Raw genomic sequence first — 23,910 nt, 5'->3', positions numbered from 1 at the left:
CGCCCGCGCCCGCGCCCGCGCCTGTCGCGGCGCCGGTGGCCGCCGCACCGGCTGCCGCGCCGGCGGAGGGCACCGATTACGTGCAGCGGCTCGAACAGTTGAAGGCGCTGTTCGACAAGGGTCTCGTGACCGAAGACGAATATTCGCGCGCGAAGGCCGAGATCCTCGCGAAGCTCACCCGGTAAGCGTCGCGCATGTTCAGTACCCCGTGCCCCCAGTGCGGCGCGCCGGTCGAGTTTCGCTCGGCGGCGGCGGTGATGGCCGTCTGCGCGTTCTGCCGCAGCACGCTGCTCAAGCGCGGCACCGACGTCGAACGCATCGGCGAACTGGCGACGGTGCTCGACGATGCGTCGCCGATCCAGCTCGGCACGGCCGGTCGCTACGGCAAGCATACGTTCACGGTGCTCGGGCGCATCCAGATGACCTACGACGCCGGCGCATGGAGCGAGTGGTACGTCGTGTTCGACGACGGCACGTTCGGCTGGCTGTCGGATGCGTCGGGCCAGTATGCGATCACGGTGCGCGAGCCCGACGATGCGTCCGGCGGCGCGTGGCCTGCGTTCGGCACGCTGGAACCGGGCATGCGGATCGACCATGGCGGCCGCGCGTTTCTCGTGTCGGACGTGCGCACCGCGCGCTGCACGGGCGGCGACGGCGAACTGCCGTTCCGCGTCGATGCCGGCTGGGAGGCGCGCGTCGTCGACCTGCGCACCGGCAACGCGTTCGCGACCTACGACTATTCCGACGCCGATTCGAACGGCGGGAGCCCGGCCGTCTATACGGGCGAAGCGCTCGAATTCGATGCGCTCGCCTTCACCGGGCTGCGCGATACCGACCACGACACGCGCGAGAAGCGCGGCGCGGAGATGGTGCCGTTCGCGTGCCCGAGCTGCGGCGCGCCGCTGTCGTATGCGCCGAACGTGGCCGACTACGTGGTGTGCGGCAGTTGCCATGCGGGCGTGCAGTGCACGGCCGAGCAGCAGACCGTGTTCGCGGCGCAGCGCAAGCTCGAAGCGGTGAAGGGGGCGCTGGAACTCGGCGCGATCGGCACGTTCGACGGCGTGAAGTACACGGTGATCGGGATGATGCGTTGCCGCGTGCCGGGCGACGAGGCGACGTGGGACGAATACCTGCTGCTGAACCCGAAGCGCGGGTTCCTGTGGCTCGTGCAGAGCGAAGGGCGCTGGGAGCGCGTGCAGGTGCTCGACCAGTGGCCGACGATCGGCAGCGATGCCGACGTGACCGACGGCGACAAGACCTACCGCCTGCGCGAGGAATACGACTCGGAGGTCGTCTACGTGGTCGGTGCGTTCAACTGGCGCGTGCAGGTCGGCGATCGCACGTCGATCATCGACTACGGCTGGCAGAAGGACAAGCTGACGCGCGAGCGCAGCGACGAGGAGATCGTCTGGTCGCGTGCGCGGCCGCTGTCGGGCAGCACGCTTGCCGAACGCTTCGGCACACCGGCGCTCGCGACGGCCGCGGCTGCGGCGGCAACCGGCGCCACCGCGTCGACGGGCCTGTTCGGCCGGAAGGGCCCGCACAGTTTCGCGCCGCTGCCGCTCGTGTTCAGCGCGCTGCTCGTGATCCTGAACATGGGCGCGCTGTTTTCGTTCAGCGGCCGCTCCGTCTACGTGCTGGTCGGCCTGCTGGTGCTGTGGCTGCCTGAATGGCTGTGGAAAAGCTTTGCGTCGGACGGGGGCAGCGCGTGATCCGCTACATCCTCTACGGCATCTACGGCCTGATCGTCGTCACGCTGTTCAGTTGCGCATCGATCGGCGGCAGCGGTTCGGGCGGCAGCGGCTGGGGCAGTTCGTCGGCCCGCAGCGGTTACTCGTCGTACGGGTCGCACAAATGACGGCGCGCGACGGGATCACGCCACCGCGCGCGACGTTCGGCTCGCACGTGCTGGCCGACCTGGCCGGCATCGACGCGGCGCTGCTGCGTGACACCGCTCGGCTCGAGTCGATTCTCACCGAAGCGGCGCGGCAGGCGGGCGCGCGCGTGATCGGCGCGCATTTCCATCATTTCGGCGGCGAGCATGGCGTGACGGGCGTCGTGCTGCTCGCCGAATCGCACATCACGATCCACACGTGGCCCGAGCATCGCTTCGCGGCCGTCGACGCATTCATGTGCGGCGCGGCGCGTGCGGCCGATGCGGTCGATGCGATCGCCGCTGCGCTCGGCACGCAGGCGCAAGTCCGGCAGCAGGTTGCGCGCGGCGGTGCGCCGACGTGAGCGAGCGATTCACTTCCCTTGCCGATAGGCGCAACAGGATCCGGTTTGCGGCGTTGCTCGGCTGGGTGCTGCTTGCCGGCAACGCTGCCGCTGACGTGCCGCCGAAGCCGCCCGGGCCGGTCGTGATGGTTCACTTCGATTACTACGGGAAGGACAAGGCGCGCCTTCACGCGCTGGAGCAACGGCTGGATCGCGCGGTGAAGCAGGCAGGCGCCGGCGAGCTGGGCGAGACCGAATTGCATCGCGATGGCAACGACGGCTATCTGTACTTCTATGGCGCGGGCGCCGACCGCCTGTACGCGATCGCACGCCCGATCCTTAAATCGTCAGGATGGCTGACGGGTACGGAGGTCACGTTGCGCCGCGAGGCGGGGGCGGAATCGTTCCCGTTGCGCGGGGACGGCGCACGTTAGCGAGGATGCGATTCGAACGGCGCGGCTGGAGGAGCGGGCGTTACGGATCGGGCCATGCAATGCGTTTTTACGCTTGCGGCGTGTCGGCGGCAGGCTACCGAGGTGTCGTTGCGATGACGCATCGCACGTCGATTCATGCCCGGGCGATCGCACGTCAAGACGTTCCCGCTAGCGCTCGAACCGGAACGACGACACGCTGTGCATCGTCGCGTCGTCGGTGCCGACGATACCCTGCGTATTCGCGACGGCCGCGCGCTTGCCGTTGCTCAGCACGGCCCAGTAGCAGTCGCCGCCGGCCGCGTGGAAGCCGGTTTCCGGATCGCTGATGCCGCACGTGATCGTCGCGCGCATGCCGCGCCAGCCGACGCCGGAGAAGCGTTCGACCGCCTGCGGCGCGCCGCGACCGTACGTCGACATCCATTTGCCGTCGTCCTGCCGCTCGAAGCCGGCTTCCTTTTCCGCAACGGGTTCGAGCGCGCCGTCGACGATCTCGAACGCAATGAAATAGCTGCTGTTCGTCATGTTGCGGCCGACGATCGCGACGCAGCGGTCGCCGCCGATTTCAGGGCACGGCTTCTTGATCTGGCGGTTCCCGAGGTACTCGAACGAGATGCCGAGCGCCGGGTCGCGATAGGTTTTCCAGCCCGCCTGTTTCACCTGCTTCAGCGCTGCCGTACGGTCGCGGTAAGCGGTGGCGATGCAGGCTGCATCGGCGCACGCATCGCGTTGCGCGAGCCATGCACGTTGCGACCGGACGACGGCCTGCTGGTCGGCTGCCATGTCGATCGCGCCGTAGTAGGCGCTTGCCAATGCGCTGTCGGCCGACACGAGCGCCTTGTCGCTGCAGATCAGGCGCTCGGTGCGCGTCTTCGCGCGCGAGCAGTCGATGCTGTCGGCGTGGGCCGACAGCGAGAGGCCGATGGCGGCCAGCGTAAGACCCAGGCGAATACCGAACACGGATCGCTCCTCATCGGGTTGGAGTGGCGGCTGTCATGCCGCCGTCATGTGACGCAGCGGCGCACGCGGCTCACGATGCCGTGAACCCGTGCACCGTGCAACAAGATGCGGCGAGGCGAATTCAGCGATTGATCTGATCCGCCGAGATCAGCTCGGCCACTAGCACCTGCGCGGGCCCTTGCAGGTAATACTCGTGCTCGAGCGGTTCGCGCAGCTTCATGAACGTTTCCGCGCCGATCTGCATCGTTTCGCCCGCGTGCATGCGCGCACCGCTTTCCAGCAGGTAGTGCATCACGTTGTTGAAGATGCCCGAATAGCGTTCGCCTTCGTGATGGCCTGCCGCGAGCGCGGCGAAATCGGGCAGGCCGAACACGTCGGCGCCATAGGTGCGCATCCACACGCCGTCGACGCCTTCGACTTCGTATTTCACGAAGCCGCAGAAGAACAGGTTCAACGGGATGTCCCGCAGCACTTCGAGGCTTTCCTCGCCGAGTTCCTTCGCATTGAAGACGCCGGCCGGCAGCGACGTGTGCGCGTGCTCGTTCAGCACCGCGAGGCCGTTCTGTTCGGCGAGCGCGCCGGCGACGGCCGCCAGCGCGACGTACTGGTCGAGCGGATTGGCTTCGTGCCCGGCGTAGTAGAGGATCACGTGGCTGCGGCTCGCGCGCACCTGCTGCTTCAGCTCCTGCCCGTAGTGGGCTGGCGCGACACACGCTTCCAGCGCGTCGGACGGATAGGGCGCGTCGAAGCCGACGAGCCGGACGACGTGGTTGCCCCAGCCGGCGAGCCCGAAGACCTGCTCCAGTGTCGGCTCGGTCTCGACGCGCGCCTGCTTCATGCTCGAGTGGTACGCGCGCAGCGCTGCCGTCAGCGCGGCGATATCGACCTGCAGCGGGCCGTCGAAGACGACCGCCACGCTCAGCGGGTTCTCGACGTCGGGTGCCGCGACCAGCGCGACGGGGTTGCCGGGTTCTTCCTTGCGGCCAAAGAATCGTGATATCAGGCTCATTGGAGTAGGTTCGTGTCGAAGCCGTTGCGGGGAGAAGTGCCCCGTTCTCTCGGCCGGGGCGCGCCGTCGGGTTGACGGCCGCCCGTAGTTTCCCCGGGTTCGGCGAATCTGGCAAATGCGTGGCGCATGCCGGGACGGCGCGGCGATCGCGCGTTCGACGCATTCGACGGGAGGTGGCGCAAACGAGCCGGGCCGTGCGGCCCGAGCTCGCCGGTCAGTGCGGCAGCGCTTCGGCTTCCGCCCAGCGTTTGAACGAATCGAGACGCCGGCGCGTCTGCACGAGGTAGAACGCGCCGATCAGCGGTTCGAGCAGCCAGCGCAGCCAGGCCGGCTGGGCGCGGAAGTGGTACGTGAATTTCACTTCGGTCGTGCCGGGCGTGTGCTCGGTGAAGTTCCAGCTGCCGCTGAAGCGTTCGAGCACTTTCGGCCCGTCGACCATTTCGACGGCGGCCACCTGCGGCGGACGGTACGAGATGTAGCGCGACACCATCGTCGCGCCCGACTGGCTGCGGCAGAACGCATCGACGCCGACGTCGGCCGTCATGCCGTCGAGCAGGTAGGCGTCGGTGAGGAAGCTGTCCCACACGAGCCGCCGCGCGTAATCCTGCGACCACGTGAAGAGGCGTCTGCGATCGACGCCGACGGTGCGGCTGACTGAGATCCTCATGATGGCGGGCGCCCTGGCGCGGAGTGGGATGAAATCGAGTGTACCGCGCCAAAAACCGGTGTTTCGTCAGACTTCGTCAAGTCGAGCGTGTGCTCGAACGGGCTCCATTGACGCACCTCGGGATTTCCCCTAGGATTCGCTTCAACCCTTCGGGAAAGACCCGAAGCGTTTCAATCTCTTGAGGGAGCCTCATGAGTACGCAACAGAACCGGCGCTTCGACGCGCTCGTTTTCATTGGTCGTTTCCAGCCTCCGCATCGTGGTCACCTGAACGTGCTGAAGTCGGCACTGAGCCGGGCCGAGCGCGTGTGCGTGCTGATCGGATCGACCGACAAGCCCCGCACCATCAAAGATCCGTTCTCGTTCGACGAGCGCCGCCAGATGCTGGCTTCGCTGTTCGACGCGTCCGAGCGCGACCGCGTCACCATCGCGCCGTTGCAGGATTCGACCTACAACGACGGCGACTGGGTGCGCTGGGTGCAGGACGCCGTCGCGTCCGCACTCGGCGACATCGCGCAGCGCAAGGTCGGGCTGATCGGCCACGAGAAGGACGCCACCTCGTATTACCTGCGGATGTTCCCGCAATGGGAGCTCGTCGACGTCGATGCGACCGAAGACATTTCCGCCACCGAGATCCGCGACCAGTATTTCGCCGAACGCCCGAACAGCTTCGTGCAGTGGGCCGTGCCGGAACCCGTGTTCGGCTGGCTCGAGCGTTTCCGCACGCAGCCGGAATTCGCGCAGCTGAAGTCGGAAGCCGAATTCATCGCCGGGTATCGCAAGGCGTGGGCGGCCGCCCCGTATCCCGTCACGTTCGTGACGGTCGATGCGGTGGTCGTGCACTCGGGCCATATCCTGCTCGTGCGCCGCCGCAGCGAGCCGGGCCGCGGCCTGTGGGCGCTGCCGGGCGGGTTCGTGAACCAGGACGAGCGGCTCGACGCGGCCTGTATCCGCGAGCTGCGCGAGGAGACCGGCCTGAAGCTGCCCGAGCCCGTGCTGCGCGGCTCGATCAAGGATCGCCAGGTGTTCGATCACCCGACGCGCTCGCTGCGCGGCCGCACGATCACGCACGCGTGCCTGTTCAACTTCCCGACCGGCGAGCTGCCGCGCGTGAAGGGCAGCGACGACGCCGACAAGGCGCGCTGGGTGCCGCTCAACGAATTCGCGCAGATGCGCAACGTGATGTTCGAGGATCACTTCGACATCGCGTATCACTTCCTGGGGAAGCTGTGATCCGCTGATTCCCCGCATTCCGTCCGCCGCGACAGACGCGGCGGCACTTCAACGGCCTAGAGGAGCTCTAGCCATGCAAAACGATCTCGGCGGCTTTGCCGCGGTTCTCGCCAATCCGATCCTCAACACGGATTCGTACAAGGCTTCCCACTTCCTGCAATATCCGCCCGATGCGTCGGCGATGTTCTCGTACGTCGAATCGCGCGGCGGCCGCTACGACCGCACGGTGTTCTTCGGCCTGCAGATGCTGCTGAAGGAATATCTGTGCAAGCCGATCACGCACGCGATGATCGACGACGCGCGCGATTTCTTCACGGTGCACGGCGAGCCGTTCAACGAGGCAGGCTGGCGCTATATCGTCCAACGCTACGACGGCTACCTGCCGGTGAAGATCCGCGCGGTGCCCGAGGGCTCGGTCGTGCCGGTGCACAACGTGCTGATGACGGTCGAATGCGACGACCCGCAGGTGTTCTGGCTCGCGTCGTATCTCGAGACGATGCTGCTGCGCGTGTGGTATCCGGTGACGGTCGCGACGCGCAGCTGGCACCTGCGGCAGACGATCCGCCGCTTCCTGGAAAAGACCGACGACGATCTCGCGCAACTGCCGTTCAAGCTGCACGACTTCGGCGCACGCGGCGTGTCGAGCGCGGAGTCGGCCGCGATCGGCGGCGCCGCGCACCTCGTCAACTTCATGGGTTCGGATACGGTACTTGGCGTGCTGGCCGCGAACCGCTTCTATCGGGAGCCGATGGCCGCGTATTCGGTGCCGGCGGCCGAGCACAGCACGATCACATCGTGGGGCCGCGAACACGAAGCCGATGCGTACCGGAACATGATTCGCCGCTTCGGCCTGCCCGGTGCGATCGTGTCGGTCGTCTCGGACTCCTATGATCTGTTCGCCGCACTCGATCTGTGGGGCGGCGAGCTTCGGCAGGCCGTGCTGGATTCCGGCGCGACGCTGGTCGTGCGGCCCGATTCGGGCGACCCGGTGGCGATCGTGCTGCAGACCGTGCGCGCGCTCGACGCATCGTTCGGCTCGACCGTGAACGGCAAGGGGCGGCGTGTGCTGAATCGCGTGCGCGTGATCCAGGGCGACGGCGTCGACGAACTGTCGATCGAAGCGATTCTGTCCGCGCTCGACGACGCGGGTTATGCGGCCGGCAACGTCGTGTTCGGCATGGGCGGCGGGCTGCTGCAGCAGGTGAACCGCGATACGCAGCGTTTCGCGATGAAGTGCTCGGCGATCCGGCGCGGCGGCGTGTGGCACGACGTCTGCAAGGATCCGGTCACCGATCAGGGCAAGCGCTCGAAGAAAGGGCGGCTCACGCTGCTGCGCAGTTTCCGCACCGGTGAGTATCGGACGACGACGCTGCCTGCCGCGTGGGACGACCGGATGCTGGAAGGCGAGTGGGAAGACGCGCTGGAAACGGTGTTCGATACGGGGCGCCTGCTCGTCGATACGTCGTTTGCGCAAGTGCGGGCGAGGGCGCACGCGGGGGAGGTGTGAGGGAGGCGGCGGTGGCGGCGTGAGAGGCTCGGGTCACGCCGTCGCCGACGCGACTTGATTGCGATGTCGTTTGATTGCGGACGACCTCAGTGAAGTGCTCTCAATGTTGGCGTGACGCGCGGGTCGCCGCACAGACGCCGACATCCCTCGTTGCAAAGCGGCACCAGTGTCAGTCCGATCTGAAGATACCCTTCGTAACCGGCGCTGTCTTTCGGATACGGTTTCGAGATGATGTGGGTATCGGACCAGATGTTCTCGTTCTTGACGCCGAGTTGTATCAGGTATTCCTTCAGATTCGCCGCTCGTCGTAACGCGAGCGCTTGTGGATTGACTTCCCCGATGTAGGCGCCGGCCGTGACGATGCCACGAATCTCTGCATCCGGCCATTGACGAGCGCGAATAACCATTTCCGCAATCTTGACGCGATCCTCATTAGGGATCGCGTCGGAATTGAGCGGGAGGCTGTCGAGCATGTCTTCGGAAACGGTACAAGCGGTGGATGACATCGAAAACGAGAGGCAGAACCAGATCGCGATGCTTATCGCGCGTGCAAGAAATGTCACCACAGAATCCTGATCCATTCGTCGCAGTCTTCTTGGAGCGTGGCGCCGCGTGAATCGAAGTTTTCGCTCATTGATTCGATAGTTATCCAGAAGAGGAGGAAAACTATCGACTGATGGAGACATGCTCGTCTATTGGACGTGTACGATTTGCGAAACGAGGTAATCCGAGTGACATGCTCCCTCGAAGGTCGGTCTGTTTGGCTGCAGATGCCGAAGGCAGATTACGGATTCATTCCGTAGTTGTCCGCCTGATTACCGGGTTTCATCATGCTCCAGCTTGGATACGGTGGCTCGCGTCCACCGGCACGCCGCCGCGTTCTTCGACACTCACGACCTCCATCGCCCGCGCCAGCGCATCGAACACCGCCGGCCCCTTGCAGCGCGACACGTTGAAGCGCAGGTACGACGTTGCATTGTGCGACGCGCTGAACACGTTGCCGGGCGCGAGCACCACGTCGTGGTCCAGCGCATGGCGCGCGACGCGCGCGGCGTCGAGCCCGTCGGGCAACGCCGCCCACACGAACAGGCCGCCGCGCGGCTCCGTCCATATCCTGAGCCCGGCGCGCGTGACGCGCCGGAGCGTTTCGCCCATCGCGTCCGCGAGGCGCGTGCGCAGGCTGTCGACGTGGCGCCGGTACGTGCCGTCGACGAGCAGCCGGTGGACGACGTTCGCGCCGATCTGCGCATGGCCGAACGACGTCGCGAGCTTCAGGTCGACGAGCGCCTCGATCCATTCCGGGCGCGCGGCGACGTAACCGCAGCGGATCGCGGCCGACAGCGTCTTCGAGAAGCTGCCGATCGACACGACCCGCGACAGCCCGTCGAAGGCCGCGAGGCGCGGGGCGGGCGCGCTCTCGAAATCCGCGAAGATGTCGTCCTCGACGATCAGCAGGCCATGCTCGGCCGCGAGCGTCAGCAGCCGGTGCGCGACGGGCGCCGAGAGTGTCGCGCCGGTCGGGTTGTGCAGCGCCGAATTGGTGATGTACAGGCGCGGCCGGTGCTCGGTAAGCACCTGTTCGAAGCGCGCGAGATCGGGGCCGTTCGGCGTGTACGGGACGCTGACGACCCGCGCACGGTGCGCGCGCAGCAGCGCCTGGAAGTTGAAGTAGCACGGATCGTCGAGCACGACCGTGTCGCCCGGCTCCAGCAGCAGCCGGCAGACGAGATCGAGCGCGTGCGAGCCGCCGTCGGTCAGCATGATCTGCGTGGGTTCGGCCTGGACGCCGTGCTGCGCGAGCCGCCACGCGAGCTGCTGGCGCATCGCGGGCAGGCCGAGCGGCGTCGCGTAGTCGGTCAGCGCGTCGGCTTCGTCGCGCGACGCGGCGCGCAGCGCGCGGCGCAGGCTCTCGTCGGGCAGCCACGACGGCGGCAGCCATCCGCAACCGGGCTTCACGGACGTCGGCGCCGCTTCGAGCGACTGGCGCGACAGCCACAGCGGATCGAGCCCGCGATCGAGCTGCGGGCCGAGATCGGCGAGCGCGAGCGGCGGCGCATGCCCCGACACATAGAAGCCCGAGCCGCGCCGCGCGACCAGCACGCCTTCGCTCGCGAGCCGCTCGTACGCATCGACGACGGTCGATTTCGACACGCCCAGCGCGTCCGCCATCATCCGGATCGACGGCACGCGCGCGCCGGGTACCAGCGCGCGGCTCGCGATGCGGGCGCGCAACGTATCCATCACGGTTTCCACGCGCGTGCGCGACGGGGTGGGCAGAACGGGAAGCGGGGTGGCCTGGCTCATGGCGAAGAATGAACTGTACGGCCGGTTGTCCAGTACAGTTTGTCCGAATTGTATTGGGCTGTAGCTTACGCGCATTTGGCGCGCGGCGGATCATCGGTCATCCACTTTCCCTGTTCAGGATTTCCCGTGCAAAAGACGACCGACGGATGGCTCAGCGGCCTGCTGGGCGTGATCATCTTCAGTGGCTCGCTGCCCGCGACGCGTATCGCGGTGCAGGGGCTCGACCCGCTGTTCCTCACCTTTGCGCGCGCGACGATCGCCGGCGCGCTCGGCCTGCTGCTGCTCGCCGGGCTGAAGCAGCGGCGGCCGACGCGTGCCGAGGCCGTGTCGCTCGCCATCGTCGCGCTCGGGGTCGTGATCGGCTTTCCGCTGCTGACGGCGCTTGCGTTGAAACACGTGACATCGGCGCACGCGATCGTGTTCGTCGGGTTGCTGCCGCTCGCGACCGCGCTGTTCGGCGTGTGGCGCGGCGGCGAACGGCCGCGGCTGCCGTTCTGGATCTTTTCGATCATCGGCAGCTGTGCGGTGGCCGCGTTTGCGCTGCGCAACGGCGGCCAGGCGTCGGTGGTCGGCGATGCGCTGATGCTGGCCGCGATCGTCGCATGCGGGCTGGGCTACGCGGAAGGCGCACGCCTGTCGCGCGAGCTGGGCGGCTGGCAGGTGATCTCGTGGGCGCTCGTGCTGTCGCTGCCGCTGATGCTGCCGCTCACGTGGTTCACCTGGCCCGTGTCGTTCGACGGCGTCGATGCTGCCGCGCTGTGGGGGCTCGCGTACGTGTCGCTGTTCAGCATGCTGATCGGCTTCGTGTTCTGGTATCGCGGGCTCGCGCTCGGCGGGATCGCGGGCGTCGGCCAGTTGCAGCTGCTGCAGCCGTTCTTCGGTTTGCTGCTGGCGGCCGGCTTGCTGCACGAGACGGTGCCGCCGTCGATGGTCGCGGTGACGGTCGTGGTGGTCGGCTGCGTGGCGGGCGCGAAATACTTCTCGAAAATGGCGCCCGTGCGGCGCGCGGGCTGACATGTGGGGCTGATCGGATGCACGGGCGCGACCTGTCGAAGGTGCGCCCGTTCACGCTCGATCATCTGGCGCGCAAGCGTTACTCGAACGTTTCGAGCGCGAGCAATTCGCCGATCGTCTGCCGGCGGCGGATCAGCCGCGGCGCGCCGCGATCGACGAGCACTTCCGGCGCGAGCGGCCGGCTGTTGTAGTTCGATGACATCGACGCGCCGTACGCGCCTGCATCGTGCAGGAACAGCAGGTCGCCGATCTGCGGCTGCGCCAGCTTGCGGTGCGTGACGACGCCGCCCGCGTCCTGCGTGAACACGTCGCCCGATTCGCACAGCGGCCCCGCAATCGCGAGATCGACGAGCGGCCGGCCGGCGGGCAGCGCGCCATCGTGCGTGTGCACCGATACCGCGTGGTAGCTGCCGTACATCGACGGGCGCATCAGGTCGTTGAAGCCCGCGTCGATCAGCACGAAATCGTGCTTCGGCCGGCGGTTGACGGCCTGCACTTCGGTGACGAGCGTGCCGGCTTCGGCGACGAGGAAGCGGCCCGGCTCGATCTCGATGCGCACCGGATGGCCGAGGTGACGCTCGATCCGCTTGCGCGCGGCGTCCCACTGGCTGAAGTAGTGACCGACGTCGACGCGCGGCTCGCCGTCGCGATACGGGATCGACAGGCCGCCGCCGGCCGAGATCGCGTCGATGTCATGGCCGAGCGACGTGACGAGATCGACCATCGCATCGCACACCTGCGACAGGTGGCCGTAGTCGACGCCCGAGCCGATGTGCATGTGGATCCCGACGAGCTTCAGCCCGTACCGGCGCACGATCTCGATCGCACGCGGCACGTCGTCGATCCAGATGCCGTGCTTGCTCTGCGGGCCGCCGGTGTTGGTCTTGTTGCTGTGGCCGTGGCCGAAACCGGGGTTGACGCGCAGCCACACGCGGTGGCCGGGCGCATGCTCGCCGATGCGCGCGAGCATGTCGAGCGAACCGGCGTTCACGGTCACGCCGTGCTTCAGCACGGCCGCGAGCGTCGGGCGGTCGATCAGGTCGGCCGTGAACACGACGCCTTCCGGCTCGCCTGCCGGGCTGAAGCCGGCCGCGAGACTGCGCTCGATCTCGCCGAGCGACACCGCATCGACGCACGCGCCTTCCTCGCGCATCAGCTTCAGGATATGGACGTTCGAGTTCGCCTTCTGCGCATAGCGGATCACGTCGAACTGGCGCAGTTGGGCGATGCGGTCGCGGATGACGTCGGCGTCGTACACCCACAGCGGGGTGCCGTATTGCTGCGCGAGCGTCGCGAGCTGGCGGGAATCGAGGGACATGGCGGATGAATCGGGTCGAATGAACGGATAACGGGAATGATGCACCTGATTGCCTATCCAGTAAAATGCCTGTTTATCGACATTCGATTCATATCTGATATAGAAGATCATGCTCACGCACCGCCATATCGAGGTCTTTCGCGCGCTGATGGTCACCGGCAGCACGACGCGCGCGGCCGAGATGCTCTATACGTCGCAACCGACGATCAGCCGCGAGCTTGCGCGCATGGAGCAGGTCGTCGGCTTCGCGCTGTTCGAGCGCGCGCATGGCCGGCTGCGGCCGACGATGGCCGCGCTCACGCTGTTCGACGACGTGCGGCTCGCGTATGTGGGGCTTGAACGTGTCGCGGCAACTGCCGCGCGCCTGCGCGAGTTTCGTGACGGTCAACTGTCGGTGATCGCGCTGCCGGCGTTCTCGCACGCGATCCTGCCGGGTGCGTGCCGGCGTTTCAGCGAGCAGCACGCGGGCGTCAGCGTGTCGGTGGCGACGCAGGAATCGCCGGTGCTCGAAGAGTGGCTGACCGCGCAGCGTTACGACCTCGGGCTGACCGAGCGCGACGTCGCGCCGGCCGGCACCGTGCTCACGCCGCTGCTCGAAGTCGACGAAGTGTGCGTGCTGCCCGACGGCCATCCGCTGCTCGCGCAGGACGCGATCGATCTGCCGGATCTCGCGGATCGACCGTTCGTGAGCCTGTCGCTGAACGATCCGTACCGCATCCTGATCGACGAGGCGTTCGCGCAGCTCGGCGTGGCGCCGCGCTCGGTCGTCGAAACACCGTCGGCCGTGTCGGTGTGCGCGTTCGTGCGGCAGGGGCTCGGTGCCGCGATCGTCAATCCGCTGACCGCGCTCGATTTCGTCGGGCGCGACCTGCACGTGCGGCCGCTCACGCGATCGTTTCCGTACCGGGTCAGCGTGATCGTGCCCGAGCACCGGCCGAAGAGCCTGCTCGTCGATGCGTTTGCCGACGCGTTGCGCGGCGAGGCGAAGGCGATTCGCCGCCGGTTGGCCGTGCTCCGCGGCTGACGCGGCCGTATGATCGGTGCTTCGCCGCCATCGCCGTCTCTTTCCGGAATCCTCCATGACCGACGCTTCTGTTTCCCTCGAACCACCGATCCTCACCGGCGAACACGTCGAACTGAGGCCGCTCGATTCATCCGACCGGCAGGCGCTGCTGGATGCTGCAGCGGACGGCCAGCTGTGGAACCTGAAGGTCACGGTCGTGCCGGGCCCCGAGACGATCGACGCGTATATCGACACCGCATTGCAGGGGCGTTCGGCCGGCACCGTGATGCCGTTTGCGATCGTCGATCGCGCATCGGGCCGCGTGATCGGCAGCACGCGTTTCTGGAAGATCGATCGCAAGAACCGCAAGCTCGAGATCGGCCATACGTGGCTGAGCGAATCGGCGCAGCGCACGCGCGCGAATACGGAAGCGAAATGGTTGCTGCTGGGCTATGCGTTCGACGTGCTGCACTGCGTGCGCGTGCAGTTCACGACCGACGAGCTGAACGAGAAATCGCGCGCGGCGATCCTGCGGCTCGGTGCGAAGCAGGAAGGGATCGTGCGGCACGAACGGATCATGCCGGATGGCCGCAAGCGCAATTCGGTGCGCTTCAGCATCATCGACGACGAATGGCCGGAGGTGCGTGCGCGGCTGCTGGCGAAGCTTGCGACGTAACGAGGGAAGCGTGAAGCGTGACGTTTGACGTGCGTCGCGCCGCCGGAAGGGGAGCGGCGACGCGACGACGGGGGAAGCAGTGCGCCGCGCGTGATGCGCGACGCTGCGGCGCGTTACTGCGCCGATGCGAGGTGGTGGCGTTCCGCGAGCTTCTGCGCGTCGGCGTAGTGCTTCTGCAGGATCGGCAGCGATTGGCGTGCGACTTCCTTCAGCTTCGTGTCACGGCCCGACGCGATTTCGGCCTGGAATGCCGAGATGGCCTTCTGCTGGCCGGCGAGCGCGACCTGTTCGATATACGCCTTGTCGAACTCGGCGCCGCGCAGGTTCTTGATGCTGCCCAGCACGGCCGTGTCGGGGTCGTTGGCCGGCACGTCGACGCCGCGCGGGCTGGCCGCGCGCATCGCCTGGATGATCTTTTCATCGTCGGTCGACACGCGTTGCGCGAACGCCTTGACCTGGCTGTCCGACGTGCGCGAATCGGCGATGCGTGCCGCGTCGTGCTGCGTCGACACGGTCTTCGTGCCGTCGGTGATGAAGGCCTGGTCGGCTTCGTGGATCCGCGTCGCGGCGGCGGCCGGTGCGTTCGGTGCGGCCGGTGCCGGTTGCGCGGTTTGCGCGGTCGCCGTCACGGCGACGAGCAGCAGGCCAGCGGCAGACAAAGCAAGGCGCGAGAGTTGGGGAAAGCGGTTCATGTGACCTCCTTTCGATCGGGGCTCTGGTTGAAAAACGGATCACGGGATCCGTTGCTGTGCGAGAGACCGGGCGCGCCCGGGCCGGATTCGACCGCCGCTCTGCCGCGGCGCCGGTCGAAGTGTTTCCCGGCCCAACTGATTCTAGGAGAGCGATCCGGTAGCAGGTGCAACCGCGCTGTGGTTTGTGTAACGGTTGGTAAGACGAATCGATGAGCCAGCACGCCCACAGGTAGTGCGTACCTGTTGCACGCGCGGCGGCGGCAATTTTTGCGCGCATGACGCGTGCAGGATGCACGTGGGTGTCATCCGCTTTTCATCGTCGTGCGGCTGTGTCGTGCGATGACGTGCGCACCGCGCGATGGGGCGAACCGGACGCGCGAAGCGCGCGCATGCGTCACACGCGATCGAGCAATGCGTCGAGACGCGGCAGCAACGGTGTCGCGCAATGTGCCTGCAACGCGTCCGGTGCGGTGTAGCCCCACGCGACACCCTGGAATGCGATGCGTGCGCGTCGTGCCGCGTCGGCGTCGCGGATTTCATCGCCGACGTACAGCACTTCGTCGCTGCGCACGCCGGCCTCATGAACGAGCGCGCGCAGGCGACGTGCCTTGCCGAATAGAGGAATGCCGCATGCGAAGTGCTCGACGCGGCTGCTGGCGTGCGGGCCGAGCCGGTCGCGTACGATCGCCTCGGTATTCGACGTGGCGATCGCGATGCGGATGCCGCGCGCGGCGAGCGCGTCGAACGTTTCGGTAACGCCGGGGAACAGCGCCACTTGCGCGACACGCGGCTGCATCAGGCGGCGCATGTCGATCGTCACGCGCGGCACTTTCCACATCGGCACGTCGAGCGCGCGAATGATGTCGCGCGCCGACATGCCGCGCAGCGCCGGGCGCAGCTCGGGCGTGGCGTCGCGAAAACCGTGCAGGCGCGACGCTTCCGACAGCGCGGCGAGAAAGCTGTCGAGCGAATCGGCGAGCGTGCCGTCGAAGTCGAATGCGATGAGGCGATAGGGCATGAGGCGGCGTGGCGGGTTCCTTGGGCAGAGGGGATATTGTCACCGAATCGAGGCCCGTCAACGCATGGTCGGTTACGCCTGCGGCGACGCGGGATCGTCGAGCGGCTTCTTCGCTTCTTCCGAATGATCGGCGCCGCTTGTAGCCCGCCGCGCCGCGCGGTATCGTCAGCGTCTCGTCTTCCACCACCCAACCGGAGACCGACGTGCCCGCTGCCACCCCTGCCACCCCCGCCACGCTGAGATTTTCCACCGACAAGCGCGAACTCGACGTCGACGCGATCTTCGACTTCCTGCATCGCGACGCGTACTGGTCGCAGGGCATTCCGCGCGAGGTGGTCGAGCGGGCGATCGAGGGCTCGCTGTGCTTCGGCGCCTACGTGGGCGACCGGCTCGTCGGGTTCGCGCGGCTCGTCACCGATCACGCGACGTTTGCCTACCTGTGCGATGTGTTCGTGCTGCCGGCCGAGCGCGGCAACGGCTACGGCCGCGCGCTGATCGACCACGTGTTTGCACAGGAGGTGGTGCAGGGGCTGCGCCGCATCATGCTCGTGACGTCCGATGCGCACGCGCTGTACCGGCCGGTCGGCTTCGAGCTGTGCGCGAATCCCGAGCGCGTGATGGAGATCCGCCGCCCGGACATCTACGCGAAACGCTGACGCGCGGCGCAGCGCATACAATACGCGCTTTCCGTTTTTGCCGAAGAGAAGCCCATCATGACCGAACAGGAAGCCGAACAGCTCGCGACGCATCGCCATTACAAGGGTGGGCTGTACCGCTACATCGGCGTTGCCCGCCATTCCGAAACCGAGGAATCGGTGGTCGTGTACGAACACCTGTGGCCGCATGCGCGCGGGCTGTGGGTACGGCCGGAAGCGATGTTCAACGGGAACCTCGAAGACGGCACGCCGCGTTTCCGCAAGCTGCGCGACTGATTGACGGCCGGCGGCGCACGCCGCCGTGCCGGCCGGCTGCGTGGACGTCTACGCGCCGGCCAGCGCCTTCACCAGCGCCGGCGGGGCCTGCTGCCCGACCGTGACTTCCGGCGTGCCGTGCCACGCCGCGAGCTTCTTCACCGCCTTCGCGACATCGGCTGCGAGCCCCGTGCCGAACCGCACGCCAGGCTCGACATGCACGGCCTTCAGTTCGAACGTGCCGAGCGTGCGATGCGCCTTCGCGTCGATGCGCCCAACCAGCCGCCCGCGATGCAGCACCGGCAGGCAGAAATAGCCGTAACGCCGCTTGTGCCCGGGCGTATAGCATTCGATCGTGTAGTCGAACCCGAACAGCGTCGACGCACGCCGGCGGTCCCATACCACCGGATCGAACGGCGACAGCAGCGTCGTGACCGTCGAGCGCAGCGTGTCGGCCTCCGCGGCCGGCAGCAACGCTTCGAGCGAGCGATGCACGTAGGCCGGCTCCTTCCAGTCGTCGATCGCCACCGGGATCAGGTCGCCCGCGTCCGCGAGCTGCTCGAGTTCCGCGCGGTAGGAGCGGCGCGGCAGCCGATAGTAGTCGGCCACCCAGTCCGCGCGCACGACGCCGAGCGCCCGGCACGTGTAGTCCAGCAGCGCGGGCAGCACGGCGCTGCGCGGCGGCAGGTCGCGCGTGTCGTCCCAGTCGGGCAGCACGCGCTCGCGCACGTCGTACACGCGCTGGAAATTGCGGCGTTCCGACACCATCAGGTCGCCCGTCGTGAACAGCACTTCCAGGTGCCGCTTCTCGGGCTTGCGATCCCACCAGCCGTTGCCTTTCACGCCATCCTCGCGAGCAAAATCGGCCGATCGTACCGGGCCCTCGGCGCGAATCCGCGCGAGCAGCCGCTCGATCTCGGGACGATTCTGCTCATGCCATTCGGCCGCGTATTTCCAGCCCATTCCCGACGGATCGAGCATCTTGTAGCGCATCAGGCCGAACTGCTCGACCGGCAGGAAGCACGCTTCGTGCGACCAGTATTCGAACAGGCGCGCCTCGGCGAGATGTTCGTCGAGCCACTGCGGCGCGAAATCGCCGAGACGGCTGAACAGCACGAGATACGGGCTGCGCGCGACGACATGAATGGTGTCGATCTGCAACTGCGCCATCCGGCGGATCGTGTCGAGCACGTCGGATTTGGTTGCCTTGCGGCGGGGCGGCGTCAGCAGCCCTTGCGCGGCGAGATGCAGCGCACGGGCGGCGGCGGTCGAGAGCGTAAGCATCGGAAGGGCGGCGGGGAGTGATGGTCGGGAACCACTTTAGCGCGAAAGCGGCGCGCGTGTGCGACGTGCCGATGCACCGCGTCTGACAATGGTTGACAGATGCGTTGCGCAAGTTTCCCTATAGTGCAGTTCATGGCGCGACGATAAATACGCGCAACGATTTTGCTTCCGACGCACATATGTCAATGGCACGCAGGAAGTGAATCCGGGATTCTCAACCCCCATCGGGAGACCCGGAGCCCTGAGCGGACATCCATGCGGCTGTGCACCGGCCCCGTGTGGATGTCCGCTGATTTTTTTGTATTTTCCGGTTTGCTTCGCGGGCGGTTTTTCCTTCTACCCGTTCCGCCCCGTCTCGTGATTTCCCGCTCGTCTGCCTGATCGCTATTGCCGCTTGCCGCGCGCGACTTCGTCGCCGGCGCCGGGCGGCAGCCGCCGCGTGATCGGAATCGACGCGAACGAGCACAGCCCGACCACGAGAAACGCGGGCCAGAAATCCGACCACATCATCTTCTGATGGCCCTGCAGCCAGTGCGAAATGTGCAGCACGAGGCCGGCGACCGTCACGCCGAGGCCGAGCGACATCTGCTGCACGACGCTGCCGAGGCTCGTCGCGCGGCCCGCGTCGCGCGGCGAGATGTCCGCGTAGATCATCGAGTTCAGGCTCGTGAACTGCAGCGCGGGGAAGATGCCGCCGACGAGCACGATCAGCCAGATTGCCCAGGTCGCCATGCCGGGATGGAACACGCCGTACGCGGCGATCGCGAGCCCCGCGAAGGCCGCGTTGTAGATCAGCACCGTACGGAAGCCGAAGCGGCGCAGCGTATGGGTGGCCGTCGAGCGGCTCATCGCGCCGCCGAACGCGGACGCGCACGTGATGAGCCCCGAATGGAACGCGCTCATGCCGAGCCCTTCCTGCAGCGCGAGCGGCAGCAGGAACGGCACTGCGCCGAGGCCGATACGGAACAGCGACCCGCCGACGACGCTCGCGTGATACGTGGGGATCTTGAGGAAGCTGAGGTCGAGCACCGGGCGCTCCTTGCGGCGCGCGTACGGTACGTACAGCGCGAGCAGGAGGGTGCCCGCCACGCACATGACGAGCGCGTTCGAGCGTGACGTGAGCGCGCCGTCGATCAGCGTCAGGCCCATCAGCAGCAGCGCGGCGCCGCTGGCCGACAGCAGGAAGCCGAACCAGTCGAGCGGGCCCGGATCGGGCTCGCGCGTGTTCGCGATGTGCTTGCTGGCGAGGTAGATCCCGTAGATGCCGATCGGCACGTTGATGAAGAAGATCATCCGCCAGTGCAGGTAGGTCGTGATGAAGCCGCCGACGAGCGGCCCGACCGTGGGCCCGAACAGCGCGGGAATCGCGAGGTAGTTCATCGCGCGCACGAGATCCGAGCGCGGCACGGCGCGGAAGATGATGATGCGGCCGACGGGCACCATCATCGCGCCGCCCACGCCCTGGATGAAGCGCGCGAACGTGAGCACGCCGAGGGAATTGGAGGCCGCGCACAGCAGCGAGCCGACGACGAAGATGCCGATCGCGGTGCGGAACACGGAGCGTGCGCTGAAGCGGTCGGCCAGCCAGCCGCAGATCGGAATGAACACGCCGAGCCCGACCACGTAGGCCGTGATCGCAATGTTCAACGTGACGGGGCTGTGCCCGAAGTCCCTCGCCATCGCGGGGAGGGCGGTGACGATGATGTTCGCGTCGACGCTTTCCATGAACAACGCACAGGCAACGATGAGCGGTGCTAGAAAGACGGGCGACATGGGCTGGGCGCGCGGTAAAGACGCCATTATGCCCACAATGTGACCGTTGAGTCACGTACGACAACAGTTGTTCCGCATGTTGCAACAGTCGTCCTGGTTGGCGGCGGCATGGAAAGAACGACTGCATGACGCTGCTGCGTGCGCTCGGGCCGAGCGATGCGCCGCGCCCCACTTCTTCGAGCACGATTTGCTCGCGATCGTGAAAGGGCGTGTCGATGCAGCGGGCGCATTCGGCGAGACCGATGCGGATGCGCTCGACGCGTATGCGTGGCGGGCCATGTCCGGTTATCTGTATCTGCACGAGTTGCACGAATCGAAACTTGCTTGATCTGCACGTTTCGTGCGACAGTCGGATCCACTCGCATCACAAAACGACGCGCATCGATCGAGGGCCATCGAGACGAGCGCGCGCGCGAACGAGACCTCGTGCCGACCCACTCACCATCGAAAGGAGGGGACACGTCATGACGTCACGTCGTGCCGCATCGATCGCATCGCGCTTGTCGGGCCGCTTCTCAAGCCGCTTCTCGGCCCGTCTCTCACCACCTCTCGCGCCACCCGCGCCGCGTCTTCGCTGGGCCGCTGCACTGGCCGTCGCGTATCTCGCCGTTGCCGGCTGCGCCGCCCAGGCCGACAACGCGAACCAGGCCGCCGCGCAGGCGGCTGCCCAGCCGGCACCGCCGGCGACGGCCGCGATTGCCGTCCCCGCCTCGGGCGCGCTGCTGCCGCCGCCGAGCCAGCTCTACGGCGACCTGTTCGTCGCGGTGCAGACCGCGCAGATCTATCCCGACCAGAAGACCTTCGTCGACGCGACGCCCGATAGCGATCCCGCGACGATCGTGCAGTTGTATCAGCAACAGAAATCGCAGCCGGGCTTCTCGCTGAAGGCGTTCGTCGCCCAGCATTTCACGCCGCCCCCGGAAGGCGGCGTGACGCCGCCGCCGAACCAGACGCTGCGCCAGCACATCGACTGGCTGTGGCCGCAGCTCACGCGCACGAGCACGACGGTGCCGCCGTACAGCTCGCTGATCCCGCTGCCGAAGCCGTATGTCGTGCCCGGCGGCCGCTTCCGCGAAGGCTACTACTGGGACACCTATTTCACGATGCTCGGGCTGCAGGTGTCGGGGCGCGAGGATCTCGTCGACAACATGCTCGACAACTTCGCCCATCTGATCGACACGATCGGGCACATCCCGAACGGCAACCGCACGTACTACGCGAGCCGCTCGCAGCCGCCGTTCTTCGCGTACATGGTCACGCTCGCCGCGCAGGCCGAAGGCGACAAGGTTTACCAGAAGTACCTGCCGGCACTGCGCAAGGAGCATGCGTACTGGATGCAGGGCGAAGCCACGACGCCGCGCGGGCAGGCCACGCGCAATGTCGTCGCGATGCCCGACGGCGCGGTGCTGAACCGCTACTGGGACGCGAGCGATACGCCGCGCGACGAGTCGTATCTCGAGGACGTGACGACCGCGAAGTCGGTGCCGGGGCGTCCGGCGAACGAGGTCTACCGCGACCTGCGCGCGGGCGCCGAAAGCGGCTGGGACTACAGCTCGCGCTGGTTCGGCGACGGCAAGACGCTCGCGACGATCCGCACGACGTCGATCGTGCCGGTCGACCTGAACAGCCTGATGTTCCATCTCGAGACGACGATCGTGAAGGGCTGCGCGATCACGCGCGACGTGGCGTGCGTGACCGATTTTTCCGCGCGCGCGGCGCGGCGGGCGGCCGCGATCAACCGCTATCTGTGGAACCGCCGCGGTTACTACGGCGACTACGACTGGCAGCAGCGCAAGCCGCGCGACGCGGTGACGGCCGCCGCGCTGTATCCGTTGTTCGCGGGCGTGGCGTGGCCCGAGCGCGCGAAGGCGACCGCACGCGAGGTGCGCAAGACGCTGCTGCAGCCGGGCGGCCTCGCGACGACCACCGAGAACACCGGGCAGCAGTGGGATGCGCCGAACGGCTGGGCGCCGTTGCAGTGGATCGCGATCGACGGGCTGCGGCGCTATGGCGAACCGGCGCTTGCGAAGGACATCGGCACGCGCTTCCTGTCCGACGTGAAGCATGTGTATGCGACCGAAGGCAAGCTCGTCGAGAAGTACGTGGTCGAAGGCGCCGGCACGGGCGGCGGCGGGGGCGGTGAATATCCGCTGCAGGACGGTTTCGGCTGGACCAACGGCGTCACGCTGAAACTGCTCGGGCTGTACGGCGAGTGACGCGCGGCGCGGGCCGCGCGCTGGCACCGTAAGAAAACGCACGAGCCGGACTGTCGCGCAAGCGGCCGTCCGGCCCGTGTTTGTTTCGGGCCTGCTTTAGAACGTGATCGTCGTGCGCACGCCGACCACCGTTTCGTCGCCGATGCGCGCACCGGCCGCGTTCGGGTTCGGGATGCCGCCGCCCGGACGAAAGAAATGCTGCAGGTCGGCCTGCAGCTGCCACCACGGCGCGACCTGGTACTGGTACGTCGCTTCGACGACCGTCTCCGCGCGGCGCACCGGATAGCCGGGCGTCGTATAGACGCCGGTGTCGCCGTCGAGGCCGCGTGCGTGCGAGCCGATCTTCGCGTAGCCGACCGCGATGCCCGCGACGTCGTTGTCGCGTCCCTTGAACGGCGCTTTCAGCGTCACGCCTGCGTTGGCCGCGAAATCGACGATGTTGCGATCGCCCGGTGCGCCCATCACGCGCGCGAACACGTTGACCGAGCGCGGGCTGTCTGCCGACGGCCGCCACACCATCTGGTCCGCGACCGCGTAGAACCCGTAGTTGCCGCGATGGGTAGCGGCAATGCCGTTGCTGGCGGGATCCGCGAGCGACAGGCCGTCGGTGCCGTAGCGCGGGTCGTTCGCATGTTGCGACTGATACCAGAAGCCGAGTTTGTACGTGCCCGGCAGGCCGGCCGGTTGCGGCGACTTCGGGTCGGCGGGCGGCGCGTTCAGCGCGTACTGCACTTCGCCGATCACGAACGCGCCGCTGCGCAGGTTGAAGTTGGTGCCGTGCGCGTTCAGCACCTGCGCATCGCCGTCGCTGCGGCCGGCCGGGTTGCCGTCGAACACGCCGACCATCGCGGTCCACGCATCGGACGGCTTCACGCGCAGCCGCACGCCGAGCGACGACAGCGGATAGGCGGGGCCGCCGGCCGGCAGGTCGGTCGACGGCAGCACGGGCCAGCCGAACGTGGCGTTCATGAACGTCGCCGCGTTCTGGCTCACCATGAATTCCTGGTCGACGCTCTGCTGGCCGACCTTCACGTCGACCTTGCCGTCGAGCAGCGACTGCTGGTACCAGAGTTCCCACAGGCGCGTGGTCGAATTCGCCTCGATGCCGGTCGCGGTCTGCAGCGTCTGCAGATAGCGCTGCGTGAGGTTGGTGCCGTGAATCTGCAGCGCCGACACGTTGAACGTGCCGCCCGGCAGGCCGACCGCCTTGCCCGTGTCGACGTTGAAACCGAATTGCGTGAGCCCCTGGTACGCGCCGCCGCGATGCGTGCCGCCCGACGTGTTGTACAGGTACTCGCTGGTTTCCTGCAGGCTCAGCGTGATGCCGTGCTCGCCGAGCACGTCGCGCAGGCCGCCCATGTTGCCGAGCAGGTTCGCGCGCTCCCAGAAGTCGGTAGGGGCGGGCGCGGCGGCATCGGCGGCCTGTTGTGCGGGAGCGGCGGCGTCGCCGGCGCCGGCCGCTGGGTCGGCCGCGGCCGGTGACGACGCTTGCGCGAACGCGGGCGTGGCGGCGAGCGACAGCAGCAGCGTGGCGAGCGCATTGACGCGGCGCTTGCGCGGGACGGGTTCGAGGTAGGTCTTCATGTGCGTTCCGTTGCCGGGTTGATTAGTTACGCTGAAGAAGCGAAAGCGTGTTGCGGGAAGCGTGTACAGACGAGACTGGCGCGCGTCGGCACCT

The 23,910-nt window shown here is 67.2% G+C and carries 24 protein-coding genes and 1 pseudogene; 14 read left to right on the top strand and 11 right to left on the bottom strand.

From position 1 onward, the window contains the following. The 5 genes from G3N96_RS29790 to G3N96_RS29770 all read left to right on the top strand — a co-directional run. Positions 1–185, top strand: a 185-nt coding sequence (locus G3N96_RS29790) for an SHOCT domain-containing protein (protein WP_206139420.1), incomplete at its 5' end; no start/stop codon positions are given. Positions 186–194: 9 nt separating this feature from the next. After that, a complete protein-coding gene (locus tag G3N96_RS29785) occupies positions 195–1,712 on the top strand; it encodes a DUF4178 domain-containing protein (protein WP_206139419.1) in 1,518 nt (505 codons plus the stop codon). Further along, complete coding sequence (locus G3N96_RS29780) at positions 1,709–1,858, top strand: hypothetical protein (protein WP_155291822.1); 150 nt, start codon at positions 1,709–1,711, stop codon at positions 1,856–1,858. The genes G3N96_RS29785 and G3N96_RS29780 overlap by 4 nt, the downstream gene beginning before the upstream one ends. Continuing rightward, entirely contained in the window at positions 1,855–2,238 is a 384-nt protein-coding gene (gene speD, locus G3N96_RS29775) for an adenosylmethionine decarboxylase (RefSeq protein WP_206139418.1), read from the top strand. Before G3N96_RS29780 ends, speD begins: the two co-directional genes overlap by 4 nt. Further along, positions 2,235–2,651 carry a hypothetical protein gene (locus G3N96_RS29770; RefSeq protein ID WP_206139417.1) on the top strand — a complete coding sequence of 139 codons (417 nt, stop codon included), beginning with the start codon at positions 2,235–2,237 and terminating at the stop codon, positions 2,649–2,651. The genes speD and G3N96_RS29770 overlap by 4 nt, the downstream gene beginning before the upstream one ends. A gap of 168 nt (positions 2,652–2,819) precedes the next feature. On the opposite strand, the gene G3N96_RS29765 is transcribed toward G3N96_RS29770, so the two are convergent. The 3 genes from G3N96_RS29765 to G3N96_RS29755 all read right to left on the bottom strand — a co-directional run bounded on the left by G3N96_RS29765 (position 2,820) and on the right by G3N96_RS29755 (position 5,284). Then, complete coding sequence (locus G3N96_RS29765) at positions 2,820–3,608, bottom strand: lysozyme inhibitor LprI family protein (protein ID WP_206139416.1); 789 nt, start codon at positions 3,606–3,608, stop codon at positions 2,820–2,822. 121 nt (positions 3,609–3,729) lie between these two features. Then, positions 3,730–4,617, bottom strand: coding sequence for a DUF4261 domain-containing protein (locus tag G3N96_RS29760; protein ID WP_206139415.1), 888 nt, complete (start codon positions 4,615–4,617; stop codon positions 3,730–3,732). A 214-nt stretch (positions 4,618–4,831) separates the two neighbouring features. Next, complete coding sequence (locus tag G3N96_RS29755; RefSeq protein ID WP_027789550.1) at positions 4,832–5,284, bottom strand: SRPBCC family protein; 453 nt, start codon at positions 5,282–5,284, stop codon at positions 4,832–4,834. A gap of 191 nt (positions 5,285–5,475) precedes the next feature. Here G3N96_RS29755 and G3N96_RS29750 point away from each other — a divergent pair, with 191 nt between their 5' ends. Then, positions 5,476–6,516: a bifunctional nicotinamide-nucleotide adenylyltransferase/Nudix hydroxylase gene (locus tag G3N96_RS29750; protein ID WP_206139414.1), complete on the top strand. Its 1,041-nt coding sequence runs from the start codon at positions 5,476–5,478 to the stop codon at positions 6,514–6,516. 73 nt (positions 6,517–6,589) lie between these two features. Next, positions 6,590–8,023: a nicotinate phosphoribosyltransferase gene (locus tag G3N96_RS29745; protein ID WP_206139413.1), complete on the top strand. Its 1,434-nt coding sequence runs from the start codon at positions 6,590–6,592 to the stop codon at positions 8,021–8,023. 86 nt (positions 8,024–8,109) lie between these two features. Here G3N96_RS29745 and G3N96_RS29740 read toward each other — a convergent pair whose 3' ends face one another. Both G3N96_RS29740 and G3N96_RS29735 read right to left on the bottom strand, forming a co-directional pair. Beyond that, entirely contained in the window at positions 8,110–8,604 is a 495-nt protein-coding gene (locus G3N96_RS29740) for a hypothetical protein (RefSeq protein ID WP_206139412.1), read from the bottom strand. Between the two features lie 247 nt (positions 8,605–8,851). Beyond that, a complete protein-coding gene (locus tag G3N96_RS29735; RefSeq protein ID WP_206139411.1) occupies positions 8,852–10,327 on the bottom strand; it encodes a PLP-dependent aminotransferase family protein in 1,476 nt (491 codons plus the stop codon). Between the two features lie 126 nt (positions 10,328–10,453). On the opposite strand from G3N96_RS29735, the gene G3N96_RS29730 reads away from it, so the two are divergent. After that, positions 10,454–11,341: a DMT family transporter gene (locus G3N96_RS29730; protein WP_206139410.1), complete on the top strand. Its 888-nt coding sequence runs from the start codon at positions 10,454–10,456 to the stop codon at positions 11,339–11,341. Positions 11,342–11,420: 79 nt separating this feature from the next. On the opposite strand, the gene lysA is transcribed toward G3N96_RS29730, so the two are convergent. After that, positions 11,421–12,659 (bottom strand): diaminopimelate decarboxylase, encoded by a 1,239-nt coding sequence (lysA, locus tag G3N96_RS29725; RefSeq protein WP_206139409.1) that lies wholly within the window; start codon positions 12,657–12,659, stop codon positions 11,421–11,423. Positions 12,660–12,768: 109 nt separating this feature from the next. Here lysA and G3N96_RS29720 point away from each other — a divergent pair, with 109 nt between their 5' ends. Together G3N96_RS29720 and G3N96_RS29715 are read left to right on the top strand one after the other, a co-directional pair. Continuing rightward, a complete protein-coding gene (locus tag G3N96_RS29720; protein ID WP_206139408.1) occupies positions 12,769–13,683 on the top strand; it encodes a LysR family transcriptional regulator in 915 nt (304 codons plus the stop codon). Positions 13,684–13,738: 55 nt separating this feature from the next. Continuing rightward, positions 13,739–14,338, top strand: a complete 600-nt coding sequence (locus G3N96_RS29715; protein WP_206139407.1) for a GNAT family protein — start codon at positions 13,739–13,741, stop codon at positions 14,336–14,338. A gap of 113 nt (positions 14,339–14,451) precedes the next feature. On the opposite strand, the gene G3N96_RS29710 is transcribed toward G3N96_RS29715, so the two are convergent. Both G3N96_RS29710 and G3N96_RS29705 read right to left on the bottom strand, forming a co-directional pair. Then, positions 14,452–15,030 (bottom strand): DUF4142 domain-containing protein, encoded by a 579-nt coding sequence (locus tag G3N96_RS29710; RefSeq protein ID WP_089441960.1) that lies wholly within the window; start codon positions 15,028–15,030, stop codon positions 14,452–14,454. A gap of 394 nt (positions 15,031–15,424) precedes the next feature. After that, on the bottom strand, positions 15,425–16,048 hold the full coding sequence (locus G3N96_RS29705) for an HAD hydrolase-like protein (RefSeq protein WP_206139406.1): 624 nt from the start codon (positions 16,046–16,048) through the stop codon (positions 15,425–15,427). Between the two features lie 203 nt (positions 16,049–16,251). Between G3N96_RS29705 and G3N96_RS29700 the strand changes: the two genes are divergently transcribed. Both G3N96_RS29700 and G3N96_RS29695 read left to right on the top strand, forming a co-directional pair. Further along, complete coding sequence (locus tag G3N96_RS29700; RefSeq protein ID WP_124578225.1) at positions 16,252–16,704, top strand: GNAT family N-acetyltransferase; 453 nt, start codon at positions 16,252–16,254, stop codon at positions 16,702–16,704. Positions 16,705–16,761: 57 nt separating this feature from the next. Further along, positions 16,762–16,980, top strand: coding sequence for a DUF1653 domain-containing protein (locus tag G3N96_RS29695; protein ID WP_006480837.1), 219 nt, complete (start codon positions 16,762–16,764; stop codon positions 16,978–16,980). Positions 16,981–17,028: 48 nt separating this feature from the next. Here G3N96_RS29695 and G3N96_RS29690 read toward each other — a convergent pair whose 3' ends face one another. Continuing rightward, a complete protein-coding gene (locus G3N96_RS29690) occupies positions 17,029–18,243 on the bottom strand; it encodes a crosslink repair DNA glycosylase YcaQ family protein (RefSeq protein ID WP_206139405.1) in 1,215 nt (404 codons plus the stop codon). Between the two features lie 384 nt (positions 18,244–18,627). Next, positions 18,628–20,016: an MFS transporter gene (locus tag G3N96_RS29685; protein WP_124578221.1), complete on the bottom strand. Its 1,389-nt coding sequence runs from the start codon at positions 20,014–20,016 to the stop codon at positions 18,628–18,630. Positions 20,017–20,197: 181 nt separating this feature from the next. On the opposite strand from G3N96_RS29685, the pseudogene G3N96_RS29680 reads away from it, so the two are divergent. Both G3N96_RS29680 and treA read left to right on the top strand, forming a co-directional pair. Beyond that, positions 20,198–20,344 (top strand): annotated as a pseudogene (locus G3N96_RS29680) (TetR/AcrR family transcriptional regulator); the annotation flags it as partial. A 136-nt stretch (positions 20,345–20,480) separates the two neighbouring features. Beyond that, positions 20,481–22,232: an alpha,alpha-trehalase TreA gene (gene treA, locus G3N96_RS29675; RefSeq protein ID WP_206139404.1), complete on the top strand. Its 1,752-nt coding sequence runs from the start codon at positions 20,481–20,483 to the stop codon at positions 22,230–22,232. A 96-nt stretch (positions 22,233–22,328) separates the two neighbouring features. On the opposite strand, the gene G3N96_RS29670 is transcribed toward treA, so the two are convergent. Next, positions 22,329–23,816, bottom strand: a complete 1,488-nt coding sequence (locus G3N96_RS29670; protein WP_206139403.1) for a carbohydrate porin — start codon at positions 23,814–23,816, stop codon at positions 22,329–22,331. Between the last annotated feature and the right edge of the window lie 94 nt (positions 23,817–23,910).

The sequence above is a fragment of the Burkholderia sp. Se-20373 genome (assembly GCF_017104705.1).
GTDB lineage: Bacteria > Pseudomonadota > Gammaproteobacteria > Burkholderiales > Burkholderiaceae > Burkholderia.
The sequence above is the reverse complement of the archived record's forward strand: the minus strand, read 5'-3'. Positions and strand labels throughout refer to the sequence as shown.